General features: G+C 62.8%; 11 protein-coding genes. All 11 read right to left on the bottom strand.

Features of this window, described 5'->3' with window-relative positions; translation table 11 throughout:
* Positions 1-32: 32 nt before the first annotated feature.
* Complete coding sequence (gene aspT / locus HU766_RS09915; protein ID WP_186655901.1) at positions 33-1721, bottom strand: aspartate-alanine antiporter; 1689 nt, start codon at positions 1719-1721, stop codon at positions 33-35.
* 119 nt (positions 1722-1840) lie between these two features.
* Positions 1841-4297, bottom strand: a complete 2457-nt coding sequence (locus HU766_RS09920; protein WP_238338595.1) for a fused MFS/spermidine synthase — start codon at positions 4295-4297, stop codon at positions 1841-1843.
* A gap of 157 nt (positions 4298-4454) precedes the next feature.
* Positions 4455-6020 carry an arylsulfatase gene (locus tag HU766_RS09925; RefSeq protein ID WP_186655914.1) on the bottom strand — a complete coding sequence of 522 codons (1566 nt, stop codon included), beginning with the start codon at positions 6018-6020 and terminating at the stop codon, positions 4455-4457.
* A gap of 100 nt (positions 6021-6120) precedes the next feature.
* On the bottom strand, positions 6121-7122 hold the full coding sequence (locus HU766_RS09930; protein WP_186655917.1) for an HAD family hydrolase: 1002 nt from the start codon (positions 7120-7122) through the stop codon (positions 6121-6123).
* A gap of 42 nt (positions 7123-7164) precedes the next feature.
* A complete protein-coding gene (locus HU766_RS09935; RefSeq protein WP_186655920.1) occupies positions 7165-8472 on the bottom strand; it encodes a BatD family protein in 1308 nt (435 codons plus the stop codon).
* Positions 8472-10067, bottom strand: a complete 1596-nt coding sequence (locus HU766_RS09940; RefSeq protein WP_186655921.1) for a VWA domain-containing protein — start codon at positions 10065-10067, stop codon at positions 8472-8474. The genes HU766_RS09935 and HU766_RS09940 overlap by 1 nt, the downstream gene beginning before the upstream one ends.
* A gap of 1 nt (position 10068) precedes the next feature.
* Positions 10069-11061: a VWA domain-containing protein gene (locus HU766_RS09945; RefSeq protein ID WP_186655924.1), complete on the bottom strand. Its 993-nt coding sequence runs from the start codon at positions 11059-11061 to the stop codon at positions 10069-10071.
* Positions 11048-11557 (bottom strand): DUF4381 domain-containing protein, encoded by a 510-nt coding sequence (locus HU766_RS09950; RefSeq protein ID WP_186655927.1) that lies wholly within the window; start codon positions 11555-11557, stop codon positions 11048-11050. The genes HU766_RS09945 and HU766_RS09950 overlap by 14 nt, the downstream gene beginning before the upstream one ends.
* On the bottom strand, positions 11554-12495 hold the full coding sequence (locus tag HU766_RS09955; protein ID WP_186655930.1) for a DUF58 domain-containing protein: 942 nt from the start codon (positions 12493-12495) through the stop codon (positions 11554-11556). The genes HU766_RS09950 and HU766_RS09955 overlap by 4 nt, the downstream gene beginning before the upstream one ends.
* Before the next feature lie 13 nt (positions 12496-12508).
* The gene (locus HU766_RS09960; protein ID WP_186655933.1) at positions 12509-13483 is read right to left on the bottom strand and encodes an AAA family ATPase; all 975 of its coding nucleotides are present in this window, start codon (positions 13481-13483) and stop codon (positions 12509-12511) included.
* Between the two features lie 105 nt (positions 13484-13588).
* The gene (locus HU766_RS09965) at positions 13589-15943 is read right to left on the bottom strand and encodes a tetratricopeptide repeat protein (RefSeq protein WP_186655936.1); all 2355 of its coding nucleotides are present in this window, start codon (positions 15941-15943) and stop codon (positions 13589-13591) included.
* Positions 15944-16281 lie beyond the last annotated feature (338 nt).

Consider the following 16281-nt stretch of genomic DNA (forward strand, 5'->3'; position numbering starts at 1 on the left):
CAAACCCTGAACCTCACCTGAGCAGTGCACCCTCAGGTAGTGGTCAACGCAATGATCACAGGCCCACAGACCGCCAGCAGAACATTGGAGATGGCATAGCACACGGTAAAGCCGATGACCGGCGTATTGCTACCGGACTGCTCGAGGATCTTGTTCATCGACGCCGCTTCGGTTTGCGCTCCGGCCAGGGCACCGAACAGGATCATCGGGTGCAGGCGCAACACGTAGTAGCCAAAGTACAAGGTCACCACGGGAGGGATCAGCGTGACTGCGGCCCCGGAGATCAATAACGCCAGGCCTTGCGTTTCGATCGCGGCCAGCGCGGCAGGGCCTGCGAGCAGCCCGACGACTGCACCGAATGCGGTGAGGCCAAACTCTGAAAATGCCCATTGCGCGGCCGGCGGCAGCGCGCCGAAATCAGGATGACGCGAGTTGTACCAGCCAATCAGCAGGCCCACCAGCAGCACCCCGCCACCCACACCCAACTCGACCGGAATGATGCCGATGTGGGTAGACAACATGCCGAGCAACGACCCGACCACCAACCCCAACGCATGGATCGCGATATCGCTCTTGTGATGGTCCTCGCGCACCCGCCCCAACTGCTCGGCCAGCGCTTCGACGCTGCGGGTGCGACCGGTCAGGGTAATCACATCGCCACGGCGCAATACCGTGTCGGGCAGCAGCGGTAAATCGAGCCCCTGGCGCGTAATACCGACGATGTAACAGCCCATGCGCATGGCGCCGACCAGTTCATGCTTGATCTGCTTCAGGGTTTTGCCCGCCAGCTTGCGCGAGGTGAGCACGATGTGCGCCGTGCGGGTGGCAAACGACATCGAGAGCGGGTCATCCACCTCGGGGCCGATCCACGGGTTGAGCTGGGCAACGGCTTCGCGTAACGCGTAAACGCCTAGCACATCGCCACGCTGCAGGCGCAATTGCGCGTCCCGCTCAAGCACCCGGCCGTCACGCACAACCCGCTCGACACTGAGGTTGCGGTGCACTGCCTCGATATCGGCAATGCGCATGCCCTCGGCCGCCGATGCAGTCAATTGATGGGCACGCACCACGATACGCGTATAGGGGATGCTCAACGCAGCGTCCTCCTGCTCGATCCCCAGCGAACGCTCCAATTCCCGCGCAGAACTGGCCAGGTCCACGCGTAGCAGCCGCGGTGCGATGCTGCCAACGAAGACCACCAGGCCGATGGTACCGAACACGTAGGTGATGGCGTAGGCCACTGCCATATGGCTGTTGAGTTGCGCCTTGGTCGCCTCGTCGATAGACAGCTGGGCAATGGCACTGCTGGCCGTGCCCATGATGGCCGTGTCCGTCAAAGCCCCGGCTCCGAGCCCGGCCGTGAAACCCGCATCGAAACCGTACACGCTGTACATCGCCAGTATCGTGGCCAGCGCAGTACCGCACAGGACCACCGAGAGCAGCACCAGTTTCAAGGTGCCTCGATTGAGGCTACCGAAGAACTCCGGCCCACTCTTGAAGCCGACGGCGTAGATGAACAAGGCGAAAAATACCGACTTCAGTTCATGTGGCACTTCGAGCCCGATCTGGCCTATGACCAAGCCCATCAGCAGCGCCCCGGCAACCGAGCCAAGGTGAAAGCTGCCCACGCGTATCCGGCCGATCAGAACGCCCGATGCGATGGCCAGGAACACTGCAATTTCTGGGTTTGCACGCAAGGCATGGAGCACAAACTCGATCATTGCCGTTCATCCCTGGGCGCGTCCACGCAACGCTGTGCGCTGGAGGATAGCTGTCGCCTGAACGGCTCGCCAGCGGCCCTGATCAGCCAAGCTGCAGCTTCGGCGAGTGCGCCACCCCTTCAGCGCTCGCCACCCGTAAACCAGCGCATGTAAGGATTCTGTGCGCTGATCGGCGCCAAGGCCCGCGCCTCGCGCATCCAGCCCTGGCGATCGCCGTTGTAAGCCAGTAGCGACAAGCCATAGAAACGTCGCAACAGTTGCCACTCATCGTTCACCGCCGCCCGCACTGAAGGGCTGGCGTTTTCCAACGGCGGCGCTACCCGCAATGCCAGCAGCGCTGGCAGTACGCGGGTGATTTCACGCGGCCGGACCCACGGGGCGTATTCGATGCGTGGTCGATCATCGGTAACCGGCTGAGCATCGCCGGCATAGCGCTCCAGGCCCTGCCTATCGGTGACCCAAGTGGCCAGCAAGGCGCCGAGCGAACTCACACCGACCTGTGACAGCGCAGCTGACACCTCAGGCTGCTCGAAGCGTTGGCGGATACGCGGCACATCCAGCACCATGGGCGTGGCCGAGCCGATCAGCAGCATTTCGTGAAACTCGGTGGTCCACAACGAGGCATGCGGGAACACGTCAAGGAAGCTGCGCACCAACGAGCGGCTGTCTTCGTCGTTCTGGGTTGGTAGCGGCAGCCATTGGGCGACCAGCCCATGTTCTTGCAGACGCGACGCCGCCAACTGGTAGAAGTCGCGCGAGTACAGGTTCACCACCCCTGCCGCAGACGGCGGTGGTGGTTCCAGGGTGATCACGTCGTAGCGTTGCTCACTGCGCAGAAGCTCACGGCGCCCATCACGCAGGCGGATGTCCAGGCGTGGGTCGTTCACAGCGTCGTAGTTACCGGAAAACAGCGGCGCCGCTGCCAGAACTTGCGGCAGCAGTTCGGCGACCACCGGGTGATCCAGGCCCGGGTAGCGCAGCATCGCGCCGGCGGTGATCCCAGTGCCGAAGCCGATCACCAGCGCTGAGCGCGGCTCACCGCGATGGATCAGCAACGGCAGCAACGCCTGCAGGCGCATATAGCGCAGTGACGGCATGGCATCGCCGGTGTTGGAAACCCCTTGAATGTACAGGCGGTTGAACGCTTGGCCCTGACGCTGCTGGTTGACCACCGCCACCGTGCCGCCGCGGCCCTCCTGGTAGAACACCAGCTCGCCGCTGCGCGCCCCGGGCAACAGTTGCGCCAGGCGCTGTGGCGGAGTCAGCGCGCCGCTGACCAGGGTCGCGACGGCAACCAGCAGGACCGCTACGCGCATCCCCTTGTGCACGGCGTGGCCACGCCACGCCGCCACTGCGCCGATGGCTGCCGCCACACAGGCGAGCACGACCAAGGTGCGTACCAGCCCGACCTCTGGCACCAGAACAAACCCGGTAAGCATGACACCGACAATCCCGCCCAGGGTGTTTAGCGCGACCACCACACCCACGTCCCGTCCCACCTGGCCACTGTCCACGGCCAGGCGCAACGCCAGCGGGAATGCCGCACCCAGCAACGTGGTGGGTACGAACACCACGCACAACGCGGCAGCGGCGAAGCGCGCGCACATACCTGCCAGCTGACTACCGGTCAATTGCAATACATGGCCTTCCAACGTGGTCTGCAGGATCACCAGCCAACGCCCGAGCCCGGCGATCTGCAGCAAGGCCAGTAGCCCAGCGGCCGCGATCAGCAGGCCGAACAACCCCCACGGGTCGCGGATGCGGTCGGCACGCCGGGCGTACACGGCACTGCCCAGTACCAACCCGGTCAGATAGGTGGCCAGCACCACGGAGAAAGCAAAGGCGCGGGTGCTCATGAACTGCACGATCGATTGCGTCCACACCACCTCGTAACCAAGCGCCACGCCCCCCGCCAGGCAATACAAGGTGAGGGCCAAGCGCGCCTGCGGGGAACGTGTTGGCGCAGTATCCGTAGCAGTGGGCAGTGCCCGCTCATCCTTGGCGCGCCCAACCCATGCACCCAGCGCCGCCAGCAGATTCAACAAGGCGGCCACACCGGCGGCCCCGGTTACGCCGAGCTGGGGCAACAGGACGAACGCCGCCAACAAGGTGCCGAGGATTGCCCCGGCGGTATTGGCAGCGTACAGCCGACCACCCGCCTCGCCCATCTGCCCTTCGCTTGGGGTCAGCGCCCGAACCAGCACCGGCAAGGTGCCGCCCATCAGGAACGCCGGCAGCCCGACCAGGCTGAATGGCAGCAGCCAAGCCAACAGGCCGACGCTCGCCTCCAGGCGGGCAAACAGCGCCGCACTCTGCGCCAGGGCCAAGGTCGCCGCCACCGCAACGATTGCCACCGCCAGCTCTAGGCCGGCATAGAGCTTGACCGGACGCCGCAGGCGGTCGGCCCAGCGGCCGAACACCAGCCCGCCCAGCGCCAGGCCGGCAAAAAATGCACTGATGCCTGCGGTGATGGCGTACACCTCCACCCCAACCACCAAGGACAGCTGCTTGACCCAGAGCACTTGGTAGATCAGCGCTGCACCGCCAGAAACGAACAGCAGCGCCGCTGGCAGCATCAGTTGCAGCGGTGTCCGGTTTTCGGTGGATTCAGGGGTATGAACGCGGGCGCAATTCACAGCTGCTGGCATCGATAAGCCTTAGCGGACCTGTTGCCAAGTCCGCAATGGATGTAGAAAAAATGCGCCCGCCAACGGCGGGCGCGGGGCCGTACGCTCAGTTCTTCATCTTCTCTTCGATTTTCTTGTCCACGTCAGCACGGATCTGATCGATGCTGAAGCTCGCTGGACGCTGGCTCGGCGGATACTCGACGAAGGTCTGCAAGAATGCCGCTGCTTTGCGAGTACCTTGGAAGATCAAGTAATCGTTTTTGGTCAACCAATCGTAGTATTGGTCCGAGACGATATCAGCTCGCTCGTAGGGGTCCATGCGAAGGTTGAACATCTTCGGCACGCGCAAACAGGTGAATGGCTCGCTCCAGACTTGCAGCCCGCCAGGGGCGCGCTGTTCGCAGAACACCAGTTTCCAATCCTGGAAACGCATGGAGACCAGCACACCGTCATCGTTGAAGTAATAGAACTCGTTACGCGCGCTCTTGTCGGCTTTGCCCGTCAGGTAATCGAGTTGGTTGAAACCGTCGAGGTGGACCTTGAAGTTCTTGCCTGCCACATCAGTGCCCTTGAGCAAGCGGTCCTTGATGTCGGTATCCCCTGCTGCGGCCAGCAGAGTCGGGAACCAGTCCAATCCAGAGAACATCTGGGTAGACACCGTTCCCGGCTTGACCTTGCCTGGCCAGCGGACCATCGCCGGCACCCGATAAGCACCCTCCCAGTTGGAGTTTTTCTCATTGCGGAACGGCGTAGTGGCGGCGTCCGGCCACGACCACTGGTTCGGCCCATTGTCTGTGGTGTAGACCACGATGGTGTTATCGGTGATTTTCAGATCATCCAGTGTCTTCAACAGTTTGCCTACATCGCCATCATGCTCCAGCATGCCATCGGCGTATTCATTGCCGACCATTCCGCTCTGGCCCCGCATGGATTCACGCACATGGGTAAACGCATGCATCCGCGTGGTGTTCATCCAGACAAAGAACGGTTTGTCTACCTTGACCTGCTTGTCGATGAAGTTGATCGCCGCCTGCGTGGTCTCGTCGTCGATGGTTTCCATGCGTTTCTTGGTCAAGGCGCCAGTGTCCTCGATCTTGCCGTCGGCGCTGGATTTGATCACCCCACGTGGTGAGGCGGCCTTGACGAATTCCGCGTCATCCTTGGGCCAGAACTCGCGCTCAGGCTCCTCCTCTGCATTGAGGTGGTAAAGGTTGCCAAAGAACTCATCAAAACCGTGGTTGGTGGGCAGGTACTCGTCGCGGTCGCCGAGGTGGTTCTTGCCGAACTGGCCCGTGGCATAACCTTGCGCCTTCAATGCCTGGGCGATGGTCACGTCACGGGCTTGCAGGCCGACCGGCACACCGGGCATGCCAACCTTCGACAAACCAGTGCGCAGCGGCGTCTGGCCAGTGATGAAACTCGAACGGCCGGCGGTGCAACTGTTTTCGGCGTAATAGTCGGTAAACATCATCCCTTCTTTACCGATGCGGTCGATGTTCGGTGTCTGGTAGCCGACCACCCCCTGGCCATAGGCACTGATGTTGGTCTGGCCTATGTCATCACCGAAAATCACCAGGATATTGGGCTTTTCTGCGGCATTCGCCGCGCACACGCCCATCGCCGCAGTGGCGGCGAGCGCGAGGGTGGATATCCATCTTCTACTGGACTTCATAAGGCGATCTCTCCGTATCACGTTTACTGGCAATTGCCACGACTACGCGCACGATCGACCTACTACTCGGCTGGTTCCCTGTGCCCCTGCGGTGTCTCTTTCATTGAGCCTGCTGCTTTTCAAATGGGTAGATGCGCTGCCATTCCCGGGCCATGTCCACCACGGTCCAGTTCGCGCGCCTGGCGGCGTCCAGAGCCTTGTCCAGGCGCCCGACCTTGCTGTCGCGGTCGTATGCCCATTCGCGTGTTGCATCGGTGTGGTGGACCAGGCCGGCAAAACGCTTGCCGTCGCCGGCCATGGTCCACTGCAGCATTTGCAGGTCGCCATCGGAGTTGCCGAAAGCGAAGATCGGTCGACGGCCAATGCGCGCGTCGATGCTGACCGGCTTGCCGGGCCCGTCATCGTTGTGCAGCAACTTGGGCAGCCGCTCGATCGACAGTTTGCCGTTGTCATCGATAAAACGCGCATCCAGGGTGGTGCCGATCACTTGCTCCGGCGGCACCCCGTAGACCTCTTCAGCGAAGGCACGCATGAAGGCCACCTCGCCGCCCGACACGATGTACGTTCTGAAACCGTTGGCCCGCAGGTACTGCAAGAGTTCGAGCATGGGCTGGAAGACCATTTCGGTGTACGGCTTGTGGCTGCGGGGGTGCACGGCCGATGCCAGCCAACGCTTGGTGTTGGCGATGAAAGCCTCGGTACTGACCCCGGCATGGGTCGCGGCAACGATCTTCAGCAGGCCTTCCATGCCGCTATCGCTCAGCGTCTTCTGATCACCCTGCAGAACTGCCTTGAACGGCTGTTGGCTTGCCCACTCAGGGTGCTGAGGCGCGAGTCGTTTCACCTCATCCAGGGCAAACAGCACTTCGAAATACAACGGCTGTTCGCTCCACAAGGTGCCGTCATTGTCGAAGACAGCAACCCGCTCGACCGCTGGCACAAAGTCCTTGCCGCCCTCGGTGGTCACAGCCGTGACAAAGGCTTCGATGGCCTGGCGTGACGGCCCATCACGCCACGACGGTAATGGGTCCGCGGCTTGCACCAGCCAGGGCAGCATGAGCAACAGCGCCCACCACCAGCGTACGCGTTGTAGGTCAAGCATGCAGAATCCCTCCTCTGTACTACCTACCCTGTTCGACTCGTATCATGGATTGAGTGGTTTCAAACCGTTGCGCTGACTGCTGCGGACGTGTTCGGGTGCCAGCACCCGCCTGGCCTGCGAAAGCGTCGGGCCCAGCGGCGGCGTCACTTGAGCGGAGCCACTTGGCTTGCCGTAGCGGATCTGGAGCCAGTCTAGTAGACGAATTCCTGATGAGGGGGGCAAACGCTGGGAAAAATCAGACAACGTGTAGTACCCGGTACGGCGTCGAACCCACAGGTACAGCCCGCCAAGCTCAGGGGGGTCTTGTGCAAGTTGCTTGCGGGCCAACTGCCAGGCGTAGTCCGCAGACTGCAAGCGTGCCGTGCGGCGCGCCGCCTGCCAACCTTCGAACCGACGCCAGGCCGCGTACAGCCAAGGCCTGCAGAGATAAATCAGTCCCCCACCTAACAGCAACAGGCCGATCAACCACAGCCACTGCGCTGACAGGCGCAACTGTGCCTGGCGACCGAGCGCCCGCAAGTCTTCGTCGATGGAAAAGGGGGCTTTATAAGTGCCTTCGGTGACGTTCAAATCGATGGGCGGCAGCGTTGCCTGCCTGGCTTGGCCGCTGGCGGCGTCCCACCACTGCAGTTCCATCGCAGGCAGTTGGTAGTGCCCGGCGGCGGACACCACGTAGGTCACGCTGTCTTCACGCTGGCCACCGCTCGTGCCACCCCGACCATCACTGAGAGGTGTCACTCTGGGCGTTTGCACATAACGTTTGAGGCCGGCAACTTCGCTCAAGGGCGGCGGCGGTAGCAACATTGCCTGGGCGCCCTCGGCGCGGGTCAGTACACGCCGGGTAATGCTGTCGCCTGCTCTCAGTGGCGAATGCGACAGCTGCGTCTGTTGCTCGAGGCTAACCTTGCGCGCCACCAGGCGATGCCCACCCGTGTCACCCGCCAGTGCCTTGGCCACCCACGACAGCGGTTCGCTGGTGAGCGTCAACGGGCCATCCGACTGCCCTGGGAACACCTGAAAGGATTGCGCCGGGAGGGTGAAGGTCTGGGCTGCCTGCGGGGTGATCTGGTAGGTGTAGCGCAGGCCGAAGAAAGTCTTGCCATCGTGCTCTTGGTTCAGGTGCTGGGCCTCGCCGCTCGGCGCACTCACGGTGGCGCCCGGTAAGTCGATCAAAGGCAGCACTGGCGGTTGGGTGAACCAGGTATCGACCAGCAGATCGACCTGCAATTCGACGGTGGCGCCTACCACCGTGTCGCCGCCAGGCACCAGACGCGCCTGCACCCGAGCCTCGGGCGCCGCCATTGCAAGCAACGGCAGGTACAGCCCTAGCAGTAACAGCAAGTGTCTCATCAGCTGCCCTCCGCAGTTTGTCGCGAGGCGTCCTGCAGCAGGAACTTGCGCCTGAGAAACTGGGCCGGCGAGGTGGTCAGGTTGTTCAACCAGACCTGATCGGAAGCTGCCTGCGGCGTCTGCTGTTGCTTTTGCTTGGCGCCTTTGGAGGGCGTCTGGTCCTCTACCACCTTGTCAGCCTTCTCATCCGGGGTGCCGGCTTTTTGCTGATCTTCATAGTCCTTGAGCAACGCCTCGGCCAGCGCCAGGTTGGCGGTGGCCTCAGGAAATACGGGCTGCTGCTTCAAAGCCTGCTGATAGGCCTGGACCGCCTGGGGAAACTTGAACTGGCGCACGTAGATGTTGCCCCGATAGAAGTAGGCCTGCGCGCTGTCAAGCTTGCCGAGGCTGGCCAAGGCGACGTCGTAGTCGGCAGCGTTGTAGGCAGCCAGGCCTTTCCAGTAGGGGTCGGTGAAATGCGCAGCGGCCTGAGGGTAGTGGCCATGTTCGAAGGCCCAGCGCCCCTGTTGGTTGGCGGTGAAGAACGCATCGGCCACAAGCCCGGCCTGGGCGTTTTGTGGCTGGGCGCCTAGTAGCACTGCCACCAGTACGCTAGCCATCCACTGCACCTTCCAACCACGGCGCAGGCACAACAGTGCAATGAGCGCCAATGGCCAGCACAGCCAATAGCCGGCGTCCTTCCAGTGCACCTGCTGCGGGTCGCCCTGGGCCGCCTGAAAATGCTGCTGCGCATGCAACTCGACCCAATCGAGGTCATCGTCGTTCAAGGTCAGGCTGCCCAACGGGCCATTGCTGGCCTTGGCCAGCTTTCGCAAAGCGTCTTCGTCGAAAACCGCCTGTAGCGGCCGCCCATCGGCGCCGATCCGTGTACGGCCCTGAGCATCCCGCAGCACGCCGGCATCGCGGCTGCCGACCGCCAACACCATCACTTGCAGATCACTGCCCTCGAGCGCTTTTGGGATTGCTGCGAACTGCCCGGCATCGGCGCCATCGGTAAGCAGGACCAGAGTGCCAGGTACTTGCTCGGCGGCCAGCAAGCGCTTGGCCACCTCGATCACCCCCAGCACGTCCTTGCCTGGCTGGCTGATCAGATCGGTGGACAACGCCTGCAGGAAGGTGTCGAGCAGTTGCGGGTCTTGCGTCGCCGGCAAGACCAGATGCGCGCTACCGGCATAGACGACCAGCGCGGTTCGCGCCCCTGCCCTGCGCATGACCAGGTCGTGCAGCGTGTGCTTGGCGGCCTGCAGGCGCGAGGGCGGCACATCGTCGGCATCCATCGAGGGCGAAAGGTCCAGCGCCAGGATCAACGGTGCTCGATTGTCGACGAACGCCGGAACATCGCGCTGCCAGGTCGGCCCGGCAGCGGCCAGCGCCCCGATGCCGAGCAGTGCAGCGAGCAGATGGACCGGCCGTACGCGCTGCTGTTCTTCTGGGGTGATGATCAAATGCGCGACCAGGTGCGGGGCGATGATGCCCTGCAATTGCCGCTTCAGATCATTGCGCCGCTGCCAGGCCCAAGGCAGCAACACGGCCGGAACCCACAGCAACAGCCAGTAAGGGCGAAGCAGATGCAGCGCGTTGAGGTCGATGTCCATATCAAGGCCTCGCCGGCGCGGGCTTTGCCCGCAACGGGCCGGCTATCGCTGCCAGGCCGTGACTCAGGGCCAGCAACAGCAAAGCCGCGCCTAACGGCCACCAGAACAGGTCCCGCTTGGGTTGGTGGCTGAACGTCTTGACCGTGTGCGGCGTGATTTGGTCGAGCGTGGCGTACACCTGGGCCAAGGCACTGCGGTCGTCGGCGCGGAAGAACCGACCGGCAGTGGTGCGCGCGATATTTTCCAGCGCCTGCAGGTCGACCTTGTCCTCACCGCTGGCCTGAGGATCGCCAATGCCGATGGTATGAACCGTGATGCCGCGTGCATGTGCCAGGGCTGCGGCGTGCTCCGGCGTGATCGCACTGCCGGTGTCATTGCCGTCACTGAGCAAAATCAGCACCTTCTCCTGTTCCTTGGCCTGGTCCAGCAGTTTGATGGCAAGGCCAATGGCATCACCGATCGCGGTGTTCGGCCCGGCCATGCCCACCCCTACCTCATCGAGCAGCAGCAACAGACTGGCATGGTCCAGGGTCAAGGGTGCCTGGGGGTAGGCACCGGTCCCGAAGACGATCAAGCCAATGCGGTCTTGCTTGCGCTGGTCGATGAAGTCACGCACCACTGTTTTGACCGCGCTCAAGCGGTCCACTTGCTGGCCATTGCCATCTGTGAAGTCCTTGGCCTGCATGGACTGGGAGATATCGATGGCCAGCAGCATGTCGCGGATCGGCTGGTCGTGCTCGATGGCCTTCTCCACCAGCACCGGCCGCGCACAGGCCGCCAGCAGCAGCCCCCACACCAGCAGGTTGATAACCACTTGCCAGCGACCGCCCGAACCTTGTGAGGTGCTCGGCAATTGATTGACCGCCCGGCTCATGGCAAAGAAAAACGGCACCCGCAACGCACTGTGCGCCTCGTGATACGGACGCAGAAACCGGTACGCGAGCCAGGGTAACGGCAGCAGCAAAAACACCCAGAGGTAGTCAAACTGCCACATGGTGGGCCTCGATCCAGCGTCGGCAGGTGTGCACCAGGGTGCTGAGTTCTTCGGCGCCGAGCGATTGCACCCGCGCATCAGGCGCATAGGCCAGGGTCTGCAGGCGCTCGGCAAACTGTTCGGGCAGCGCAAAGCGTGCCCGTTGCTGAAGAAAAGCCTGCCAGTGCGAGCCTGACAAACTGTGCACGGGCGGTGCATCGGGCATCGACAGCGCGACGCGCTTGAGTAATTCGGGTAGTTCCCGCAAGGCCTGTAGGCGTTGCTCGGGGATAGCCAGAGCCACATCGAGTTGGTTCAGCCGTTGCAACGCCTCACGCCGGTAACGTTCACGCTGCCAGCGCCGCCAGGCAAGCACGGCATAGGCAAGCGCCGCCGCCAAGGCAATCGCCAGCAATACCCACCAGCCCCAAGTTTGCGGGGCATAGCTGAACGGGGATACCGGTAGCGGTAGCTCCTTGAGCTGGTCGATCGTTGCCGCAGGCGCAGGCGCGTTCATCGGGCACCTCCCGCAAGCCGGCCAAGCTCGCGCCGCAGTTGGTCCAGCACCTCTTCACCGGTACTGATCAGCATCAACGGAATCTGGCTACGCCGCAGCAGTTCGGCCACCGCTTGCAAGCGCCCGGAGAGATAATCGCTCAACGGCCGCTGCACGTGGCGACGGCCAACTTCAAGGTCGACCTGCAATTCACCTTGGGTCACGGTAAGCCGCCCCTTGTCTGGCACTTCCAGGGCGATGGGGTCGTACACCTGCATGGCGATCACATCGTTGTGCGCACTGAGCTGGCGCAGCAGTTTCAGGGTCTGTTCGGTAACCCCGGCAAAGTCACTGATGATGCACACGAGGGCATCATGCCCGGCGATGCCGATGGCGTCGCGCAGCATGTTATCGAGTTGCACCTGTTGTTCACTGTCCGGGCCTGCTGCGCTTAGGCTGTTGTTGCTGCGCACCACGGCCGCGCAAAACTGCTGTACCCGTGCGCGACTGCGCAGCGGCTTGATATGCACCACCTGCTTATCATCGAAGACCAAACCGCCTACCCGGTCGCCGGCATGCAGGGCAATCCATGCCGACAACGCCGCAAGCTCGGCGGCGGTAACCGACTTGAAACTGCGCTGTGAGCCGAAGTACATGTTCATGCGTTGATCCACCAGCAGCAGCGTCGGCCGGTCCCGCTCCTCGGTGAAGGTGCGCACGAACGGTTTGCCGAAACGCAACGAGGCACGCCAGTCGAGGTGGCGCAGATCATCGCCAGGGATGTAGCGACGCAGCTCGTCGAAACTCAGGCCGCGACCCCGCAGGCGTGAGGCATGATTGCCCGCCAGGATGCTGGCCAACGGCTGCCGGGCCAAGAAACTCAACCCGCGCACGCGATGTTCGAACGCCATGAGCTGGCTTAGCGAGGCATAGACGAAACCATCCTGGGTCGGTTGCATGGGCTCACTCCGCTCAGGCCGGGATCGCCACTTTGTCCAGCAGCCGATCGATCACTTGGTCGGCACCGATGCCATCGGCGACGGCGTCATAAGACAGCTGCAGGCGGTGGCGCAACACGGGGTGGACCACCGCCCGCACATCGTCCGGCGTGACGAAATCCTGCCCGGCCAGCCAGGCATGGGCGCGCGCCACCCGGTCCAGGCTGATGCCGCCACGCGGGCTGGCGCCGATCTTGATCCAGCGCCCAAGGTCGGGGTCATGCTCGGCCGGGTGGCGAGTGGCATTGATCAGATCGATCAGGTAGCGATCGACCGCTGGCGAAACTTCAATCCCGGCAATGGCGCTGCGCGCTGCGAACACCACCTCCTGGGGCAAGCGCTGAGGCGCCTGGTGCGCGTGTCCGGCTTGCTGTTCCTCGCTGCGCACCAGGCGTAGCACCTGGGTCTCATCCTCGACTTTGGGGTAGTCCAGTTGCAGCTTCATTAGAAAGCGGTCCATCTGCGCCTCGGGCAACGGATAGGTGCCCTCTTGTTCGATGGGGTTCTGGGTTGCCAGCACCATGAACAGCCCAGACATCGGGTAGCTCTGGCCGGCCACGGTAATCTGGCGCTCTTCCATGGCTTCGAGCAGGGCCGCCTGAACCTTGGCCGGGGCGCGGTTGATTTCGTCGGCGAGAATCACGTTGCCAAACAGCGGCCCGGGTTGAAACTTGATCTCGTTGCCCTGCGCGGTCTGCTGGAGGATTTCGCCACCGGTGATGTCCGATGGCAGCAGGTCCGGAGTGAACTGAATGCGCCGCATGCTGGCTTCCAGATGCGTCGCCAGGGCCTTGACCGTGCGCGTTTTGGCCAGCCCTGGCAGGCTCTCCAGCAAGACATGCCCATTGGCCAGCAAGCCAAGGATCACATGGCGTATGGTATCCGCCTGGCCCAGCACGCTCTGCGCCACACTGGCTTCAAGCTCGGCTATTTGCTCGCGTATATCCACTGATCCCTTCCTTGTCAGCCGGGGCACCGACAGGGTGCCCCCTGGATGTTCGCAACTGCTGAAGGCGACGAGGTAAATCTAGACGCTTACCTCGATCGCGCCAGCTCATTGGGTGCTTTCGTACTTTTGCCAATAGGGCTCGATGCTCTGCAATCGAGGATCGTCCGGGGCAACTTTGCGCATGCGCTGGACATACGCATAGGCTTCACTGCGTTCACCGGCCAAGGCATGCAAGTAGATCAGCGAGTACAGCAGGTCGGCGTTCTCCGGTGCCTGCTGCAGCCCACGCTCAAGGGCCACCAAGGCTTCATCGCGGCGGTTCATGCGCGACAGCAAGAGGCCTTGGTTGTAGCGGATGCGCGAATTACCCGGCAGCGCAACGGCCGCATTTTCCATCCAGTTCAGCGCTTCCTCAGGCTGACGTCGCTCTACCAGCAGCAGTGCCAGCATATAGGCCAGGTTGCCGTGGTCGGTGGCCGGCATCTTCTCCAATGCCAAGCCTGCACGCAGCACCTTTTCCGCCTCATCCAGCTGTTGCTCGGCCGTTGCTAGGTTAGCCAGGTTGACCCGCGCAGGGACAAAGTACGGGTCCAGGCGCAATGCCTGACGGTACTGGTCCATGGCTTCTTCTTGGCGCCCCTGGCGGCTCAACAGCACCGCCAGGTTCAAGCGCCCACCGGGCAGGTCGGCATTGCCGCGCAGACGCGCCTCATAGTCCGCCAACGCAGCGCTGAACGTGTCCAGCGATTGCACCGGCACCTGCGCCTTGGGCACATCGGCGAGCGCCCGGACCGCCTCGTCGCGTACTGCCAGGGCGGGATCTTCAAGCAAGGGCAGCAACGGCTTGAGGCGCTGCTCCGGCGGCACACTTGAAAAGCCCGACGCGGCGTACGCGCGCACCAGCGGGCTCGGATCCTTGAGTGCCCAGCCCAGGCTGATCAACGCCTGCGGGCCAAGGTCGGCCATCTGTTCGGCGGCACTGGCGCGAACGATGGTCGGCTTGCTCTTGTCTGCCAGGACCGTATTCAACAAGCTCAACGGTATCCCTTCGCCGTTGCGCACCGCTTGGAACGATTCACCAAACAGTGCGGGCCGCTGCTGCTTGCCGAACCACTGCTCGATTGCCTTGGCCGCCCAGGCCGGTTGCTGGTCCTTGTGACAGGCGGTGCAGGCATCGGGGCTGTCGACCTTGCTGGCGAGGTCTGGCCGCGGGATCCGCAAACTGTGGTCACGACGGGGGTCGACCACCATGTAGGTCTTGGTCGGCATGTGGCAGCTGACACATTGGGCGCCGGGGCTGCCCGCAACATGATGATGATGGGCGGGGGTATCGTAATCCTTGGCCTGCAACGTGGCGAAGCGGGCCACCGGGGGGTTGCCGTTGTGGCATTGCAGGCACAGGCCGTTGCCTTCGACTTTCACCTTGCTGGTGTGCGGATTGTGGCAATCGGTACAACCAACACCTGCGTTATACATCTTGCTTTGCGTGAACGAGCCAAACTCGTACACCTCACCGTCGATCTGGCCGTCGGCGTGATACAGGCCGCTACGCAGCGTCGCCGGCAGGCTCTGGTCAAGCTGCGGGTGACCGGGCAGTTGGCCCACGCCCAGCGTTTGCCGGCGGCTGTGGCAGAACGCGCACTGTTCGACCTGGCCCTGACTGCCCAGTGCCTTGTAGTCGACCGCCAGGCCGATGTCCTTGGCCGACGCGTGGGTGTGATCGCCAGGCGCAGCTTTGTTCGCCCAGTCGACATGCGCCTGGCCGGGGCCATGGCAACTCTGGCAACCGACATTCTGTTCTTTCCAGGTGGAAGCGAAGCTGTCCTGACGATCGTCGTAGTTCTTCATCAAACGGGTTGAATGGCAATCCGCGCACATGCCGTTCCAGTTCTGGTAGCGGCCAGTCCAGTGCAAGGGGTCATCGGGGGCAAAGCGTTGGCCTGGGTAGAGCGAGAACCAGCGTTGCCCGCCTTCCCCCTTGGTTCTGCTGTCCCAGGCGATGGTCAAGGCCTGCAAGCGCCCCCTGGGCAGGGCTACCAGATACTGTTGCAGCGGGTAGTGGCCGAAGGTGTAGAGCACTTGAAAATCTGCAGGTTTACCGTCTTCACCTTCGGTATTGACGAAAAAACCACCCTGCTTGCGGAAGAAGCGTGCCGTTACCCCGGCCTCGTCGAACGATGCCCCCTTGAAATTGCCCAGTACGTTGGCCTCGGTGGCATCGCGCATGGCCCAGCCGTGATCTGAATCTTTCCATTCCTTGGCCTGCGCAACGTGGCAGCCAAGGCATGTCGTGGTAGCCACGTAACCTTCGGGCTCAGTCGCAGGCCTGGGTGCCTGGCCGGCTTCCTGAGCAGCTAACGCAAAGCCCGACGGGCCGAGCACCAGGGTGATCAACACCGCCACACACCACCAAGCCTTCAATTGCCCACCCAGGTCCTTCTTGTCGGTACGACGCCCCATCCCTTAGCTCCACGGTCAACGCGAACAATCGGCCCTTTGGGCTCTTCTGGCGCCATGCGCCTATGCCTGCGTGATCAGGCTAGCGCATGGGGCCGACAACGAAAGGTCAATACGCTGAAAAATCAGGCTCCTCAGGCCAACCGCTGTCGCCTTGAAACAAGCCAACGGCTGGACCACAAGCCACGACGGGCAACGCCGACACCTGAGGTTGCAGCACTTTTCCGGTAGACGATCCCCATGGCACCCGGCATTTCCCGTCTGGTCTGTGACTGATCTGAATCGGCATAACGCACAACCGCTCAAGCGCCCCGATGAGGCTCAGGATGACCCTTCAACCG

The sequence above is a fragment of the Pseudomonas sp. SWRI77 genome (assembly GCF_014269105.1).
In the GTDB taxonomy this organism is placed as follows: Bacteria; Pseudomonadota; Gammaproteobacteria; order Pseudomonadales; family Pseudomonadaceae; genus Aquipseudomonas; species Aquipseudomonas capeferrum.

Coding starts and splice junctions, on each gene's coding strand:
- aspT (WP_186655901.1), bottom strand. CDS start 1,721: ATGATCGAGTTTGTGCTCCATGCCTTGCGTGCAAACCCAGAAATTGCA.
- HU766_RS09935 (WP_186655920.1), bottom strand. CDS start 8,472: ATGAGACACTTGCTGTTACTGCTAGGGCTGTACCTGCCGTTGCTTGCA.
- HU766_RS09940 (WP_186655921.1), bottom strand. CDS start 10,067: ATGGACATCGACCTCAACGCGCTGCATCTGCTTCGCCCTTACTGGCTG.
- HU766_RS09945 (WP_186655924.1), bottom strand. CDS start 11,061: ATGTGGCAGTTTGACTACCTCTGGGTGTTTTTGCTGCTGCCGTTACCC.
- HU766_RS09950 (WP_186655927.1), bottom strand. CDS start 11,557: ATGAACGCGCCTGCGCCTGCGGCAACGATCGACCAGCTCAAGGAGCTA.
- HU766_RS09930 (WP_186655917.1), bottom strand. CDS start 7,122: ATGCTTGACCTACAACGCGTACGCTGGTGGTGGGCGCTGTTGCTCATG.
- HU766_RS09920 (WP_238338595.1), bottom strand. CDS start 4,297: ATGCTGCCAGCGGCGCTGCTGTTCGTTTCTGGCGGTGCAGCGCTGATC.
- HU766_RS09955 (WP_186655930.1), bottom strand. CDS start 12,495: ATGCAACCGACCCAGGATGGTTTCGTCTATGCCTCGCTAAGCCAGCTC.
- HU766_RS09965 (WP_186655936.1), bottom strand. CDS start 15,943: ATGGGGCGTCGTACCGACAAGAAGGACCTGGGTGGGCAATTGAAGGCT.
- HU766_RS09925 (WP_186655914.1), bottom strand. CDS start 6,020: ATGAAGTCCAGTAGAAGATGGATATCCACCCTCGCGCTCGCCGCCACT.